This is a genomic window from Agrobacterium sp. a22-2, assembly GCF_012276985.1.
GTDB lineage: Bacteria > Pseudomonadota > Alphaproteobacteria > Rhizobiales > Rhizobiaceae > Allorhizobium.
Genome location: NZ_JAAXMM010000003.1, coordinates 137,600 through 152,859, shown reverse-complemented (window position 1 = coordinate 152,859; position 15,260 = coordinate 137,600). Strand labels below are relative to the sequence as shown.

Genomic DNA, 15,260 nt, shown 5'->3' with positions numbered 1-15,260 from the left:
GAGGCTATGACCGTGCGAATTCTGCCCTGCGGCGACAGGGCGCTCAGCGTCGAATTGTCCGACCGGATCGATGAGACGGTGAATGCCCGCATCATCGATCTGACGGCGGCGCTTTCGTCCGATCCGATCGGCGGCATCGAGGAAACGGTGCCGACCTATCGCTCCTTGATGGTGCTCTACGACCCGGCGATCATCCGCGGCAAGGACCTGTCCCTGCGGCTTGAAGAGCGCCTGCGCATTCTGCAGCCGGGCCGCACATCCGGTCGGCTGTTTTCGGTGCCCGTGCGTTATGGCGGCCCGGTCGGCCTCGATCTCGAGGATCTGGCCGCGATGAAGGCCATGACCGTGGAAGACCTGATCGCACTGCATGCCTCGGTCGACTACCGGGTCTACATGATCGGATTTGCACCGGGCTTTGCCTATCTCGGCGGCCTGCCGGACGCCCTGCATACGCCGCGCCTGGCGGTGCCGCGCCAGCATGTCGCTGCCGGCGCGATCGGCATCGGCGGCAAGCAGGCCAATATCAATTCGGTGGCCGGGCCGAGCGGCTGGCGTTTTCTCGGCCAGACGCCGGTGCGCCTGTTCGATCCGTCACGGGCCGATGCCTTCCTGCTGAAGGCCGGCGACCGGGTCCGGTTCCGGCCGATCGAAGCCGCGGAAGAGGCTGATCTGGCGGCACGGATTGCCGCCGGCGCGCCGGGTCTTGAGGAGATCGCATCGTGAGCGGGGTCCTGACGATCGAACGCCCTGGCATGATGATGACGGTGCAGGATGCCGGCCGCTTTGGTTTGCTGCACCAGGGTGTCTCCGCCAGTGGCGCCATGGATCAGGACGCCTATCGGATCGCCAATGCACTGGTCGGTAACGACCCGGGTTCCGCCGTACTCGAATTCGCCATCATGGGCGGAGCGCTGCGGATCAGCCGCGATTGCCGCATCGCCATCACCGGCGGCGCCTGCGACATCCGCATCGGTGACCGCGTTCTGCCGGGCTGGGAAAGCCACTGGCTGAAGGCAGGCGAAATCCTGACCATCGGCGCCCTGCGCGATGCCACCTGGGGCTATGTCGCCGTGTCCGGCGGTATCGAGACCGCACCGGTGCTTGGCAGCCGCTCCACCCATCTGCGCACAGCACTCGGCGGCTACGAGGGCCGGGTGCTTGCCGCCGGAGACGCATTGCCGCTCGGGCGCGAACCTGGGGGCGAATGCCTGTGCCTTGGCCGAACGTTTCGCCGGGCTGTCGGACCGATCCGCGTGGTGGCCGGGCCGCAGGACGACTATTTTGCTGCCGATATCCGGCAGCGTTTCCTGACGGAGACCTTCTCTGTCGGCACGATGCGCGACCGCATGGCAAGCATGCTGGATGGACCGTCGCTGCCGGCGGTCAGGGGCCACGATATCGTCTCGGACGGAACGCTGACCGGCTCGGTGCAGGTGCCGTCGAGCGGCCGGCCGATCGTGCTGATGGCCGACCGCCAGACGACCGGCGGCTACCCGAAGATCGCGACGATCATTTCCGCCGATCTCGGCCGCTTCGCGCAACTGCCCTCGGGCCGCGCTTTCCGGTTTCGTGCCGTCTCGGCCGAGCATGCCGAAGATATCGGCTTGCGGGCGGCCCGAGAGCTTGCGGATGTGATCGCGACGCTGACCCCGGCCGGGACTGCAATCGCAACGGTTACGGAGGAGAACGCATCATGACCCAGCCTCTGGCCAGTCAGGCCCGCGACCGTATCGTCGAGATGATCCTGTCGGGGGATCTGTCGGCTGGCGACACGCTGTCCGAAGACAAGCTGGGCAAGCTGCTCGACATGTCGCGCACCCCGGTACGCGAGGCGATGAAGCATCTGGAAGCGGAGGGGCTAGCCGCCCGCGAGGGGCGCTTTCTCAAGGTTCGCCGTATCGGGGCCGATGAGGTCCGCGAGATCTTCTTCCTGCGCGACACCCTGGAAAGCCATGGCGCCCGGCAGGCCGTCAAGCTGCAGCCGGCGATGCTCGATGCCATGCGCGCCCGGGTCGAGGCCGTGATGGCGGCCGGACCGGGCGAGGAGCAATGGCGGGTGGACGACGATTTCCATCATATGATCGCCGCTGCCAGCGGCAATCCGCTGCTGGTCTCCACGGTCGAGGCCCTGCGCCTGCGCACCTGCATGTTCGACTATGGCCGCGTTCCCGAGCGTTTCCTGAAGGGTTGCCACGAACATCTGGCAATCCTTGCAGCCCTTGCCGCCGGGCAGGCCGAGGAGGCCGCAAGGCTGATGTCCTATCACATTCTGCAGGCGCGCGATGCCATCCTGATCCATCTTGAAAACCGCATGGGACGCCAGAATACATGAAATGCCTGATCCTTCAGCCCGTCCACGCCGACGGGCTTGCCCTTCTCGAGGCCGCCGGGATTACGCCGGTGATCTGCCCCGATCCTTCGCTGGACACGGTGCGCGGCCTGTTGCCGGGCTGCGTGGCGGTGATCACCCGCGATGTCGGCTTCCCGGCCGCCTATTTCGAGGCTGCCGACGCGCTCAAGGTCATCGTGGTGCATGGTGCCGGCCATGATGCCGTCGACAAGCAGGCAGCCGTCGCCCACGGCGTGCTGGTGTGCAATTCGCCGGGCTTCAATGCGCGATCCGTTTCGGAACTGGCGCTGGGTCTCAGCCTTTCGGCCGCCCGGCTGATCCCGGCGGCCGATCGCGATGAGCGGGCGGGACACCATGGTTTCCGCGAGCGCGAGCGCTTCAGCGAATTGTCCGGCAAGACGGCGCTGATCATCGGCTTCGGTGCCACGGGTGCCGGGCTTGCCCATATGCTGAAGGCCGCGCTCGGCATGCGGATGATGGTCTACTCGCCCCGCGCACAGGATCTCGAGGGCTTCGAGCGCGTCGCCACCCTGGCCGAAGGCCTTGCCCAGGCCGATCTGATTTCCCTGCACACGCCGATGCGGCCGGAAACTCGACATCTCATCAATGCCGAAACGCTTAGGTTTACCAAGCAGGGCGCGATCCTGATCAATACGGCGCGCGCCGGGCTTGTCGACGAGGCAGCGCTTGCAGTGGCGATCGATGACGGCCGCATCGCGGCCGCCGGTCTCGACGTCTATAGCCATGACGCCCCGCAAGGACCGCTTGGCGCCTCCAGCCGCGTCATTTTCACACCACATCTGGGCGGCGCCACCTTGGAGGCCCTGAAGCGCACGGCGGTCGGTTCCGCCCGCAACGTGCTGGCGGCCTTGTCAGGCCAGACGCCGGCCACGGCGCTCAACGCGCCGATCGGAGCCTTCGCCGCGCCAGACGAAAGGAAAGCGTCATGATCGAAGCGATGATCGCCGATATCATCGAGCGCGTGAACCGGCTGAGCCTGCCGGGACCCGGCTTCACGCGTCCGTCCTACAGCCCGCTGGAAACCCAGGCCCATGCCATCATCGCCGAGAAGGCCGAAGAGCTTGGAATGACCGTGACGCGGGATGCCGGTTCCAATCTCTTTGCGCGCCTTCCCGGCCGCGACCGGGCAGCACCCGCCCTCTATATCGGCTCGCATCTCGACACCGTCGCCATGGGCGGCGCCTATGACGGGGTGGCCGGCGTGGCCGGCGCGATGGCGCTGGCGGCGCATTTCGTCAAAAGCGGCGAAACCCCGCCGGTCGATCTGGTCGTCACCGTGACACGGGCCGAGGAAAGCGTCTGGTTTCCGGTCTCCTATATCGGTTCGCGCGCCGCCCTCGGCCGGCTGACGGCGCCGGAGATGGAAGCCTGCCGCGTCGATACCGGCCAGACGCTTGCCCATCACATGCGCATCGAGGGGGGCGACCCGGATGCGGTGCTCAGAGGCCCGGGACTGACGAGCGCCCGTTTCATCGAGATCCATATCGAGCAGGGACCAGTGCTGCTGAAGGCGGACGAGCCCTTTGCGCTGGTCAGCGGCGTGCGCGGCGGGCTGCGCTATCGCCAGGCGGGCATCGACGGTGTCTGGGCCCATTCGGGTGGGGCGCCGCGCAGCGAGCGGGCGGACGCAGTGTTCGCCTTCGCCGACCTGGTGACGGCGCTCGATCGCCTTTGGGGGGAAATGCTGGAGGGCGGCCATGATTGCGCGGTGACGTTTGGCAGGGTCGATGCGGCCAGCGACGAGCACGCCTTTGCCAAGGTACCGGGCCGGCTGGAATTCTGTGTCGACATCAGGTCCGGCGACGATGCGGTGCTCGACCGCATGGATGCCGCCCTGAAAGCCGAGATCGCAGCGATAGAAGCAAAGCGCGGCGTGCGCTTCCGGCTGGGGCCGCAGTCGCGCAGCAAGCCGAGCGACCTGTCCGCTTCGCTGAACGACCGGATCCTGGCCGGCGCCAGCGCGCTCGACCTGTCGCCGCGCATCATGCTGTCTGGCGGCGGACATGACGCGGCGGCCTTTGCGGCGGCCGGCTGGGACTCCACCATGCTGTTCATCCGCAACTGGAACGGCAGCCACAATCCCGACGAGGGCATGGACGAAAAGGACCTGGCACTGGCCGTGCGGGCGCTGGCGGAAACCTTTGCCGACAGGCAGGGCCGGCCATGACAGACACCATGGACGGAACGCCCCGCATCGAGGTCAGCGAGAAGGATACGCTGGCCGACCGGATCTACCACGACATCAAGCGGCGCATCCTGGAAGGCGGCATCGCCAGCGGCGAGAGCCTCAGCGAAAACCAGCTGGCGGCGGAGGCCGGCGCCTCGCGCACACCGCTTAGGGTCGCGCTGGCGCGTCTCGAGCAGGAAGGCGTGATTGCGAGGCTTGCCAATGGCACGCTGGCCGTCCAGCCCGTCACCGTGGAGCAATTGCTCAACATCGTGCAGCTGCGCCGTCTTCTGGAGGGGGCCGCTGCCGCCCGTGCGGCAGAGATGGCGCGCAGCGCGGGTTTGCACCCGGCGCTCGTCGCCGTCAAAGAGGTGACCGAGACCTATGCCAATGGCAAAGCGACCGCCTTTGACGAGTTCTGGAAACATGACGATGCCTTTCACACCGCCGTCGCCCAGGCCGCAGGCCTGACCCTCTGGCCGACGATGCTGGCGGAACTGCGCGAGACGGCGCGGCGCTGTACCATTACCCGGACCCATGACCGCTTCACCGAGCAGGCCAGGGAACACCTCGCCGTCATCGCGGCCATCGAAGCCGGCGACGCGGAAGGCGCACGCGCTGCAATGGAAGCCCATTTCGCCAGCGTGCGAACCCGGTTCCTCGATTGGCTGGCCAGGCCATGACCAGGACCGGAACAAGGACGATCGGACGGGAGACCAGACGTGCATGAACTGACCTATCTTCGCGGGACCGAGGCGGCCTTTCCCGCAGAAGAATTTGCCAAGCGCCAGGCGCAGGCGCGCCAGCGTATCCAGGACGCCGGGCATAAGGCGCTTGTCGTCACCGGACCTGAGAATATCTACTGGCTGACCGGGCGCCAGACCGCCGGCTATTTCGCCTTTCAGGCCCTGATCTTAGCCGTCGAAGGCGCGCCGGTGCTGCTGGTCCGGCAGCTGGAATTGCCCGGCGCCATCGCCAATACCTGGCTGACCGACATCGTCGCCTATCAGGACGGCGAGGACCCGGCACAGGCTCTGGCGTCCATCCTGGCACGGCTGGGCATCGCCCGGCCCGCCATCGAGAAAGCCGGCTGGTTCGTCTCACCCAATCTGATGGCCGAGATCGAGACGGCGATCGGCACCGGTGTGCTCGCCGACGGATCCACGCTGGTGGCGCCGCTGAGGATGCTGAAATCGCCGGCCGAACTCGACATGATCCGGCTGGCCGCCGGCTATGCGCAGGCTGGGCTTACAGCTGGTCTTGCCACCTGCCGCAGCGGCGCGTCCGAAAACGAGGTCGCAGCCGCAATGTTGGCGGCATCCGTCTCTGCCGGCTCGGAAACCTTCGGCATGGAGCCGCTGGTCTCGTCTGGCCCGCGCAGCGGCCTGCCGCACATGACCTGGCGCCGTCGGCTGATGGAGGGTGGCGATGCCGTCTTCCTGGAGATGGCCGGCAGCCATGCCCGGTATCATTCGGCGCTGATGCGCACGGCGTTCATCGGCCCCGTCCCCGCCGAGGTCAGCGCCATGATGGATTGCGCGTTGAAGGCGCTGGATGCCGCCCTTGCTGAGATCCGTCCGGGCGCCTCCTGTGCCAGACCGCATGAGGCCGCCCAGACAGTCATCGATGCGGCCGGCTATACCGACGCCTTCCGCAAGCGCATCGGCTATTCCATGGGGGTCGCCTTTGCGCCTGACTGGGGCGAAGGCGGCATCCTGAGCCTGTTTACCGGCACCGATGTGCGGCTCGAACCCGGCATGGTCTTCCATCTGCCCGCCACGCTGCGCGCCTTCGGGCGCTTCACCGTCGGCGCGTCCGAAACCGTGATCGTCACGGATCACGGCTGCGACATTCTCTCCACCCTTCCCCGCGGCATCACTGTGTGCTGAAACAGCAAAACATCCAAGGAGCTTTCATGCGTTCTCTCTTCCATCTCGCCTATCACGTCACCGATCTCGACGAGGCGCGCAAATTCTACGGCGGTGTGCTCGGTTGCGCCGAAGGCCGCTCAACCGAAACTTGGGTTGACTTCGACTTTTTCGGACACCAGATCTCGCTGCATCTCGGCAAGCCCTTCGAGGTGACCCGCACCGGCAAGGTCGGCGACCACATGGTGATGATGCCGCATCTCGGCGTCGTCCTGCCGCTCGAAGACTGGCTGGCGCTGTCGGAGCGGCTGGTCACGGCCGGCATCGCCTTCGACATTCCGCCGGTTATCCGCTTTGCCGGCGAACCGGGCGAACAGCGTACGATGTTCTTCTTCGACCCTTCCGGCAATCCGATCGAGGTCAAGGGCTTCAAGGACTTCGACAGCGTTTTCGCGCACTGATTGAGAACCAAAGGGGAGATACCGGCATGCTGCCACCCATCGCGCTCGTGACCCGTATGGATGAAGCCTCCGAGCAGGACTGGCTTGATCGTCTGGCCAAGGCCATGCCGGGGGAGACGATCCGTCCCTTCCGGGTTCTGACGTCCGAAGAGCGGCGGCTTGCCGAGATCGCCATTGTCGCCAATCCCGACCCGGCGGATGTGGCCGCTCTGCCATGCCTGTCGTGGATCCACAGCCTGTGGGCCGGTGTCGAGCGGCTGGTCGCCGAGCTCGGCGGCCTAGCGCCGCCGATCGTGCGACTCGTCGATCAGGAACTGTCGCGGGTGATGGCCGAAGCGGTGCTCGCTTGGACCTATTACATCCACCGGGACATGCCGGCCTATCGCAAAAGCCAGCAGAATCGGCTGTGGCAGCCGCTCGACTACCGTCATCCGCGCGATGTCACGGTCGGCCTTCTGGGGCTTGGGGCTCTCGGCACGGCTGCGGCGGACCGTTTGACCGGTGCCGGTTTCAAGGTCTGCGGCTGGAGCCGCTCTCCGAAGGTGCTGGAGGGGGTCGAGACCGTCTGCGGCGACGACGGCCTGCGGCATGTGCTGGCAACAAGCGATATCGTCATCTGCCTGGTGCCGCTGACATCGAACACGCGCGGGCTGCTGAACGCCGAGCGACTGGCCTCGATCAAGCCCGGGGCATCGATCATCAATTTTGCCCGCGGCGCCGTCATTGTCGGCGACGCCCTGTTGGCCGCACTCGATAGCGGCCGGATCACCCATGCGGTGCTGGATGTCTTCGAGCAGGAGCCCCTGCCTGCGGACGCACGTTTCTGGGGCCATGACAGGGTGACAGTGCTGCCGCATATCTCGGCGCCGACGACGCCTGAAACGGCCTGCGCCATTGTGGCCGCCAATGTGCACGCCTGGCGGGACCGCGGCGTAATGCCGGCGACAGTCGATCGCGATCGGGGATATTGAGTGGGCTCAAGATGGTCTTACACCAAGTCTCGATGATAGGAGCCTACAGGTTCCTATCATCGAGACTTGGCTTTAGCGCCTCACCAGTTGCCCCGCCAACAGGAACGGACTTGCCACCACGGCACCCGCCGTATCGAAAACGAAGGCCCCGACACCGTTCGTGCCATTCTCTCTCCGGCTTTCCGCAAGCGAGAGCTGTTTCTCGAAACGAGCAAGTGCGGCATACCGATCATGCCCAAGCCCATCGGAGGATTCGACCGAGGAAATGTCAATAATGCGCACATGCTCGGTCTCGGCGGCCTTCTGGACGATGGGATCGTCGATATCCAGGAGACCAACCCGTAGGCGCTCGCCGCCGATAAAGCTCGACACGGCCAAGGCCCGGTCTGTTTTCGCCACAAGGAGGGTGATCGGCGCCCGCATTCTCCCGATATCGCGGAGTTGCGAGCGGAAAACGTCGACGTCGATGTCGGGTGCGGCAAGGACCACTTCAAGCTTCGCGAGAACATCGGAATGCCCTTGGAGTTTCAACTGCCTGACGGCTTCCATGGTGAGAAATCCGCCCATGCTGTGGCCGAGCACCATAACCCGTTTGACCTTCGGCGCCGTTGCCAGCGCCTGCAGCAACCGGTCGAGTTCGCTCCTGGAATACAGGGCAGCGTCGCGGTCGGCCACGTATCCGGTCACGCTGGCCGCAGAAGGCCAGGAAAAGAGGATCGGCAGCCCGATGGTATTGGCGTCGGCTGCCATCTGAGCCGTCCGGAAAAGCGCTTCCTGATAGCTGTAGTTATAGCCATGGACAAAGACGGCAACAGTGCCGTTAAACTCGGTTGATCGGGTAATCTTGTCGATGAAAGCTTGATCAGCCAGTTTTTCTCGCGCGGTAACGACATATTGACGGCTGGGATCCGGCTTCGCGGTTGGATAGACAATCGTCGAACCCTTGCGGCTCTCAGGCACGGAAAAGCCATAGCGCTCGTAGCTCAGGTGGCTTGCCCATTCGCTGCCGAAACCGCCATGGCCTCCCAGTTGATTGCGGTTGGTGACCGCGAACACAGTGACCTGGTCGTTGTTCTTCTGGACGATGGTCGCGGGTTCAAGAACCGCAGAATCTGGTCTGGAAGTGCACCCTCCAAGGCCGATCAGGCCGCTGAGCAGGGCAATGCCAAGAATCGCGCGCTGAATGCGGCTCGGGTATAGAACGGGCATGGATAAGCCTTGGGTAATGGTCAGGAAATAAGAGGGCATCCAGTGGGCGCCCTCATTGACAAAGCGTTTAGACCTCGGCTTCAGCCTTCGGCTCTTCGCCTGGTATGCGGAACCAGGCCACATACAAAGCCGGGAGGAACAGAAGCGTCAGAACCGTTCCGACCACAATCCCGCCCATCATGGCGTAGGCCATCGGCCCCCAGAACACTTCCCGGGAAATCGGGATGAGCGCCAGGGTGGCCGCCGCTGCCGTCAGCATGATCGGCCGCATGCGGTGTTCGGTTGCTTCCACCACCGCCTTCCAGGGAGGCATGCCCTCGCTTCTAAGATGCTCAATCTGGACGACGAGAATAACCGAGTTGCGGATCAGGATACCGACCAGCGCCAGCACGCCGAGGATCGCCACGAAGCCCATCGGCGCGTTGCTGAGAAGCAGCGCTGCCACGACCCCGATCAGGGCAAGCGGAGCAACGGCAAACACCAGGAAGAGACGGCTGAAGCTCTGAAGCTGGATCATCAGGATGGTCGCCATGGCAAACAGCATCATTGGCGCGACCGCCACGATGGGTCCTTGCGAATCCGCGCTGGACTCGACGGAACCACCGATCTCGACATGGTAGCCGACAGGCAGAGCGTTCGAGAACTTTTCCACCTCGGGCTTCAGCTGTTCGACGACCGTCGCCGGCTGGGTCGAGCCAATGACCGCCGCCTTGACGGTGATCGTCGGGATCCGGTCCCTACGGCCGATGAAGGGCTGTTCGAGTTCGTAGCGGAACTTGGCAATCGCCGACAGCGGAACCGATTTTCCGCTCGAGCTCGGCAGTTGCAGGTTCTTCAGCGTTTCGATCGAACCCCGCTCGGAATCCTGAGCCCTCCCGATCACGTCGATCAGATATATGTCATCCCGGACCTGTGTCGACGAGGATCCCTCGACAACGCCATTCAGCGCAGTCGCGATATCTTCCGACGAGATGCCGAGCTGGCGGGCATTGTCCTGCAGGACGTCAACCTTCACGACGCGCGACGGCTCGTTCCAGTCATAGGTCATGTTGGTCAGCAGCGGATGCTGATTGAGGATGCCCCCCAATTGCTGCGCCAGCTGGCGAACTTTCTGGATGTCGGGCCCGCCGACGCGGTACTGGACGGGCTTTCCAACGGGAGGACCGATGTCCAGAAGCTTGACGAAAGCGTCAGTGCCCGGAAAAGCCTTTTTCACATAGGCCTGAAGATCGGCGCGAAGGCGGTCTCTCGCTTCAAGGTCCTTTGCGACGATGACGATTTGTCCGAACCACACGGCCGGCGTCTGCACGTCATAGGAGAGGATGAACCGTGGAGCGCCTTCGCCGACATAGGTCGACCAATGGTCGATGTCTTCGTTGCCCACGAGCTTTTCCTGTTCGAACTGAGCAATCTGCCTGTTCGTCTCGGTAATGGTGGTGTTGTGCGGCATGTTCCAGTCGACGATGAGCTCGACACGGTCGGACGAGGGGAAGAACTGCTGTTGCACAAGCCCGAGACCGCCCACCGAGACAGCGAAGGTCACGACAGTCGCGATGATCGTTACCCAGCGCCAGCGCATGGCAAGCAAAAGCAGCCAAGCGAAGCCGGCGGCAACCCGTCCCTTCTTCTCATGATGCGATTTCATCGTCTTCGGCAGGATGGCCACGCCCAACAGCGGCGTGAACAGCACGGCAACGATCCATGACACGACCAAGGAAACGGCGATGACGACAAACAGCGTGAAGGTGAATTCACCGGCCGCGCTATTGTTGAGCCCGATCGGGATGAAGCCCGCAACAGTGACAAGCGTACCCGTCAGCATGGGAAACGCCGTGGATGTGTAGACATGGGTGGCCGCTTTGCGCAGGGTGTCACCCGCTTCCAGTCGTGACACCATCATCTCGACCGCGATCATGGCGTCGTCGACCAGCAGGCCGAGCGCGATGATCAGAGCGCCGAGCGAAATTCGCTGTAGCGATATGCCGGTATATTCCATAAAGACGAAGGTGATCGCGAGAACAAGCGGGATCGAGATTGCAACAACCATGCCGGCGCGCATGCCCAGGCTGATGAAGCTGATCGCCAGGACAATGACGATTGCCTCGAACAGCGCCTTTGTGAAACCCGACACGGCTTCTTCGACGACGGCCGGCTGATCGGACACCCGCTCGACATCGACGCCGATGGGCAGATCGGCGACAACCTGCTTCATCTGGGCGTCGAGCGCTTCGCCGAATTCCAGCAGGTTTGCACCGGTCGTCATGCCGATGGAGAGACCGATGGCCGGCTGGCCCTTGAACCGAAACAGCGTCGATGGCGGATCGGCATAACCGCGCTTGATGGTCGCGATATCGGTCAGCGGAAAATAGCGATCGTTCACCCGGAGGTTGATGGCTCTCAGGCTTTCCTCAGACGTAAACTGCCCACCGACACGCAAGGCGATGCGCTCCGGCCCAGCATCGACGAAGCCGGACTGCGTTACGGCATTCTGCGCCTGAAGCGTTTCGATAACCGATTGCTGGTCAATGCCGAGCGCGGCGATCTTGCGGGTGGAGAATTCAAGATAAATCGCCTCGTCCTGCGCACCCACGATGTCGATCTTGCCGGCATTCGGGACGGTCAGCAGCTGGGTACGGGCATCCTCGACGAAATCGCGAAGCTGACGCTGCGTCAGACCGTCCGAGGTGAAGGCATAGATATTGCCATAGACGTCCCCGAACGTATCGTTAAAGAACGGCCCGACGACACCGCTTGGGAAATCCCCCGCAATATCGTTGACCATATTGCGGACCCGGACCCAGTTGCCCGTCACGTCTCTTGCCTTTGTCGAGGCCAGGAGTTCGACGAAGACGGTCGTCTGCCCGGCAGTCGTCTCGCTGCGGGTATAATCGAGAGAGTCCAGTTCCTGGAGCTTCTTCTCGATCCGGTCCGTGACCTGGCGCGTCACTTCTTCAGCAGACGCTCCTGGCCACTGAGCGCTGATCACCATCGTCTTGATGGTGAAGGCGGGGTCTTCTTCGCGGCCAAGGTTAAGATAGGAGAACGTGCCCGCCAAAATGAAGACGATCATGAAGTACCAGACGAGCGAACGGTGTTCGAGCGCCCAGTCGGATAGGTTAAACGATTTCACTTGGTCATCTCCTGGTCGATACGAACGGTCTGGCCTTCTTCGAGTTTGTTGACGCCCGCAACGACAATGCGGTCGCCGGACTTTATCCCTTCTGCAACAATGATGTTGCCCCCCGGGATGGGGCTGCCTTCAACCGTGACCTGGCGCGAGGCCACTTTGCCATCGGATTCGTTGACGACCCAGACAAAATGGTTCGAACCGTCCGTCTTGATTGCGGATGAAGGAACACGGATAACGGAACCCGCCTCAGTTGTGGCGCTGGCGGTGATGACCGCGCCCAGCCTCAACGCCTCGGGCGGATCGACAAGCGTCAGCTTGGTGCGCTGGGTGCGAGTTGCCTCGTCGGCTTCGGGCGTAATCTCGCGGACGATGCCCTTGGCACGGACCGTGGGATCGAGTTGCAATGAAACGTCGAATTCCGCACCCGGCTTCAGCTGATCGCCTGCGACTTCGGGAACGTCAATGACGGCATCCCGCTCTTCCGGCCTGGCCACAGTGGCAACACTCTGGCCTGCAGACACCACCTGGCCAACCTCGGCGGAGGTCGACGTGACGACGCCGTCAAATTCGGCCAGAAGGCGCGAATAGCTCAGTTGTTCGTTGGCCTTGTTGAGGTTGGCCTTGGACTTCGCCACGGCGGCCTCGGCGGTCTTGCGTTCCTGCTGGGCCGTCTCGTAGGTGGCCTTCGCGGCGGACTGCTTTTCGTAAAGTATTCTCTGTCGTTCTTCGTTGGTCAGCGCGTTGGCGAGCTGCGCCTCGCTGTTGGCGAGATCGGATTGCGCGCTTTTGACCGCAAGCTCTAGGGCCAGAGGATCGATAGCCGCGAGGACATCACCCTTTTTCACCAGGTCGCCTATGTCGACGTTGCGCGCAACGATGCGGCCCAGGATACGGAAACTGAATTCCGTTTCGATGCGCGCTTCGACCGTACCTGGAAGCGTCAACCGGGCCGCCGGTTCAAGCGCTATGACTTGGGAGAGAACCGGACGCGGCGGCTCGACCGTGGCCGCTTCTTCCTTCTGGCAGGCCGTCAGCAGCGTGCTGGCGATCAGAAGGGCGATAAGACTGGAGGTGGAGTTCATTGGATAGCCTCTTCGAATGCCACGACTTCACCATCGCTCAGGAACTTCGTTCCATTGCTGACCACGATTTCTCCCTGGTTCAGACCAGACTGGACGAAAAAGCGTTCGGCGCCATAGGCAAGGACCTTCACGGGGCGGATGGAAACTGCACGTGTCTTGGGGTCAATGATCCATACGGCGGGTTGCCCTGCAGCCGACGCCATGGCGGACCAAGGCAGTTCGATCGTCGTTACCGGCTTGTAGCGCGCCGTGGCGACCACGGCACTGCCAAGCCGGACATCGGGAGCGCCTTCAAGGGCGAGTTTGACGCGAATAGTACCTTTCGTGGTGTCAATCGTCGGAGAAACCTCACGCACGCTGGCCTTGAGCGCCTCACCGCCTGACAGCAGTCTGACCTCGACGTCGTCTTCAAGTTGGCGGCCGAGGAGAGCGGATTCATTGACGTCTAGCACCGCGTCACGAGGACCATCATGGGCGAGTGTGAAGATGAGTTGCGCGGCTTGCGCCACCTGCCCCACTTCCGCATTACGGGCGGTGATGATGCCGGCGGCGTCCGCTTCGAGGTTGGCATGTCCGAGCGTGTCGTTGGCGGTATCGACGTCTGCCTGTGCGGACTGCACCGTCGCCTGTGCTCGCAGCAACGTTTCCCGCGCCTCATCGAGTGCCGCCCGCGTCGTAACGCCCGTGGCAAACAATCTCTCCTGTCGATCGAACGCCTGCTGCGCTTCCGTCAGCTGCGCCTCGTCGGAAAGCAGGTTAGCCAGGGCCACCTCCAAATCGGCCTTCTGTTCTTCGGCGTCGATGCGCGCCAAAACCTGTCCGGCCTTGACACGATCACCGACATCGACGAGGCGTTCAATAATTCGCCCGCTGGTCCGGAAGGAAAGATCGGACTGAACGCGAGCGCTGATCTCACCCGTCGTCGAGATGGTTTCCGACAACGGTTCCGTCTTCACGACAACTGTCTCGACATGCCGCACTTCCTTCTCGTGCGCCTTTTCCTGGGGAGCGCAAGCCGTCAGGGGCACAAATAAAAACGCTAAAAGCGCATTCGTAACTAACCGTCGCATAATCGCCTCTTGATCAATGACAAGGCCGTGATACTGTTGAGTGACGCGTTAGTCAATGAAAATTCTTGAACGCATAACAAAGAATGACTGGACGACATCGATGGCAAGATCCAAAAAGCTGACACGGGCGGAGCAAAAGGCCCTCAGGCCGATTCAAATTCTCGACGCGGCATTTGAAGAATTCGTCGCGAATGGCTACGCTGCAACCCGCGTGGAAGACATCGCGGATCGCATTGGTGTGACCAAGGGCACAATCTATGTGTATTTCCCGACGAAAGAAGATCTCTTCTCTGCGATGATCAACCACATTTCGGTACCGTTGGAGGAGCTGCTGCGCGATTCCGGCGAATTGAAAGGGACCTGCGCCGAGCGGCTTCGAGCCCTTCTCCTTCTTTTTTACGAAAAGGTATCGGACGACCGACACACGCGCGAATTGATCCGATTCGTGATCTCGGAAGGGTCACGTTTTCCGCAAGTCATCGAGGCGCATCACGACGAACTGATCGACCCGCTTTTTGGGCTCACCCAATCGCTGCTCGACGAGGGGATCGCCAACGGCGAGTTCCGCAACGCACCGGCCGCGCTTGCACCCGTCGTCGCTGCACCAATAATCGCCATGATGGTCGAGAGGTTGCTCTTGGTCCGTCGTCGCGATCACGACCTACCATCCTACATAAAGGCGCATCTTGATCTCGTGATGAACGGCCTGGCGGTCGACCGGAAGTAGGGATCACGGGCCGCACCTCAGTTGCAGTCGCAAAGCGCTCGGCTCGCAATAGCAGCCGCATCACAGGCTTCGGAACGTCGACCCGAAGCTCCTGGCGTCCAGCGTTACCCTTCCCTCAGCCGGCGCGTTGACCAGCAGCCCGCGCCCTGATCCAGGAACGATCCGGATAAAGCAGGCCCCGCCCACGGCTCGGCTTCGACCTCC

General features: G+C 63.0%; 14 protein-coding genes. 10 read left to right on the top strand and 4 right to left on the bottom strand.

Translation table 11 applies throughout. The features are described 5' to 3' along the window. Positions 1 to 6: 6 nt before the first annotated feature. The 9 genes from pxpB to HFC70_RS06150 are packed head-to-tail and all read left to right on the top strand — an operon-like array spanning position 7 to position 7,838. On the top strand, positions 7 to 723 hold the full coding sequence (gene pxpB / locus HFC70_RS06190; protein ID WP_246735666.1) for a 5-oxoprolinase subunit PxpB: 717 nt from the start codon (positions 7 to 9) through the stop codon (positions 721 to 723). Continuing rightward, positions 720 to 1,697 carry a biotin-dependent carboxyltransferase family protein gene (locus HFC70_RS06185; protein ID WP_368669554.1) on the top strand — a complete coding sequence of 326 codons (978 nt, stop codon included), beginning with the start codon at positions 720 to 722 and terminating at the stop codon, positions 1,695 to 1,697. Before pxpB ends, HFC70_RS06185 begins: the two co-directional genes overlap by 4 nt. Then, the gene (locus HFC70_RS06180; RefSeq protein WP_168472344.1) at positions 1,694 to 2,332 is read left to right on the top strand and encodes a GntR family transcriptional regulator; all 639 of its coding nucleotides are present in this window, start codon (positions 1,694 to 1,696) and stop codon (positions 2,330 to 2,332) included. Before HFC70_RS06185 ends, HFC70_RS06180 begins: the two co-directional genes overlap by 4 nt. After that, on the top strand, positions 2,329 to 3,300 hold the full coding sequence (locus tag HFC70_RS06175) for an NAD(P)-dependent oxidoreductase (RefSeq protein ID WP_168472343.1): 972 nt from the start codon (positions 2,329 to 2,331) through the stop codon (positions 3,298 to 3,300). Before HFC70_RS06180 ends, HFC70_RS06175 begins: the two co-directional genes overlap by 4 nt. Next, the gene (locus HFC70_RS06170) at positions 3,297 to 4,538 is read left to right on the top strand and encodes a hydantoinase/carbamoylase family amidase (RefSeq protein WP_168472342.1); all 1,242 of its coding nucleotides are present in this window, start codon (positions 3,297 to 3,299) and stop codon (positions 4,536 to 4,538) included. Before HFC70_RS06175 ends, HFC70_RS06170 begins: the two co-directional genes overlap by 4 nt. Next, positions 4,535 to 5,221, top strand: coding sequence for a GntR family transcriptional regulator (locus tag HFC70_RS06165; RefSeq protein WP_246735665.1), 687 nt, complete (start codon positions 4,535 to 4,537; stop codon positions 5,219 to 5,221). Before HFC70_RS06170 ends, HFC70_RS06165 begins: the two co-directional genes overlap by 4 nt. 39 nt (positions 5,222 to 5,260) lie before the next feature. Further along, positions 5,261 to 6,427 (top strand): Xaa-Pro peptidase family protein, encoded by a 1,167-nt coding sequence (locus HFC70_RS06160; RefSeq protein WP_168472341.1) that lies wholly within the window; start codon positions 5,261 to 5,263, stop codon positions 6,425 to 6,427. A 26-nt stretch (positions 6,428 to 6,453) separates the two neighbouring features. Then, on the top strand, positions 6,454 to 6,867 hold the full coding sequence (locus tag HFC70_RS06155) for a VOC family protein (protein ID WP_168472340.1): 414 nt from the start codon (positions 6,454 to 6,456) through the stop codon (positions 6,865 to 6,867). Between the two features lie 26 nt (positions 6,868 to 6,893). Continuing rightward, positions 6,894 to 7,838, top strand: coding sequence for a glyoxylate/hydroxypyruvate reductase A (locus HFC70_RS06150; RefSeq protein WP_168472339.1), 945 nt, complete (start codon positions 6,894 to 6,896; stop codon positions 7,836 to 7,838). 72 nt (positions 7,839 to 7,910) lie between these two features. On the opposite strand, the gene HFC70_RS06145 is transcribed toward HFC70_RS06150, so the two are convergent. The 4 genes from HFC70_RS06145 to HFC70_RS06130 are packed head-to-tail and all read right to left on the bottom strand — an operon-like array spanning position 7,911 to position 14,329. Continuing rightward, positions 7,911 to 9,086 carry an alpha/beta hydrolase gene (locus HFC70_RS06145; RefSeq protein ID WP_246735664.1) on the bottom strand — a complete coding sequence of 392 codons (1,176 nt, stop codon included), beginning with the start codon at positions 9,084 to 9,086 and terminating at the stop codon, positions 7,911 to 7,913. 28 nt (positions 9,087 to 9,114) lie between these two features. After that, entirely contained in the window at positions 9,115 to 12,177 is a 3,063-nt protein-coding gene (locus HFC70_RS06140) for an efflux RND transporter permease subunit (protein ID WP_168472338.1), read from the bottom strand. Then, entirely contained in the window at positions 12,174 to 13,259 is a 1,086-nt protein-coding gene (locus tag HFC70_RS06135; protein ID WP_168472337.1) for an efflux RND transporter periplasmic adaptor subunit, read from the bottom strand. The genes HFC70_RS06140 and HFC70_RS06135 overlap by 4 nt, the downstream gene beginning before the upstream one ends. Further along, positions 13,256 to 14,329, bottom strand: a complete 1,074-nt coding sequence (locus HFC70_RS06130; RefSeq protein ID WP_168472336.1) for an efflux RND transporter periplasmic adaptor subunit — start codon at positions 14,327 to 14,329, stop codon at positions 13,256 to 13,258. The genes HFC70_RS06135 and HFC70_RS06130 overlap by 4 nt, the downstream gene beginning before the upstream one ends. A 100-nt stretch (positions 14,330 to 14,429) precedes the next feature. On the opposite strand from HFC70_RS06130, the gene HFC70_RS06125 reads away from it, so the two are divergent. Continuing rightward, positions 14,430 to 15,056 carry a TetR/AcrR family transcriptional regulator gene (locus HFC70_RS06125; RefSeq protein WP_168472335.1) on the top strand — a complete coding sequence of 209 codons (627 nt, stop codon included), beginning with the start codon at positions 14,430 to 14,432 and terminating at the stop codon, positions 15,054 to 15,056. Positions 15,057 to 15,260: the final 204 nt, after the last annotated feature.

Coding starts and splice junctions, on each gene's coding strand:
- pxpB (WP_246735666.1), top strand. CDS start 7: ATGACCGTGCGAATTCTGCCCTGCGGCGACAGGGCGCTCAGCGTCGAA.
- HFC70_RS06125 (WP_168472335.1), top strand. CDS start 14,430: ATGGCAAGATCCAAAAAGCTGACACGGGCGGAGCAAAAGGCCCTCAGG.
- HFC70_RS06180 (WP_168472344.1), top strand. CDS start 1,694: ATGACCCAGCCTCTGGCCAGTCAGGCCCGCGACCGTATCGTCGAGATG.
- HFC70_RS06170 (WP_168472342.1), top strand. CDS start 3,297: ATGATCGAAGCGATGATCGCCGATATCATCGAGCGCGTGAACCGGCTG.
- HFC70_RS06150 (WP_168472339.1), top strand. CDS start 6,894: ATGCTGCCACCCATCGCGCTCGTGACCCGTATGGATGAAGCCTCCGAG.
- HFC70_RS06175 (WP_168472343.1), top strand. CDS start 2,329: ATGAAATGCCTGATCCTTCAGCCCGTCCACGCCGACGGGCTTGCCCTT.
- HFC70_RS06135 (WP_168472337.1), bottom strand. CDS start 13,259: ATGAACTCCACCTCCAGTCTTATCGCCCTTCTGATCGCCAGCACGCTG.
- HFC70_RS06155 (WP_168472340.1), top strand. CDS start 6,454: ATGCGTTCTCTCTTCCATCTCGCCTATCACGTCACCGATCTCGACGAG.
- HFC70_RS06130 (WP_168472336.1), bottom strand. CDS start 14,329: ATGCGACGGTTAGTTACGAATGCGCTTTTAGCGTTTTTATTTGTGCCC.
- HFC70_RS06165 (WP_246735665.1), top strand. CDS start 4,535: ATGACAGACACCATGGACGGAACGCCCCGCATCGAGGTCAGCGAGAAG.
- HFC70_RS06145 (WP_246735664.1), bottom strand. CDS start 9,086: ATGCCCTCTTATTTCCTGACCATTACCCAAGGCTTATCCATGCCCGTT.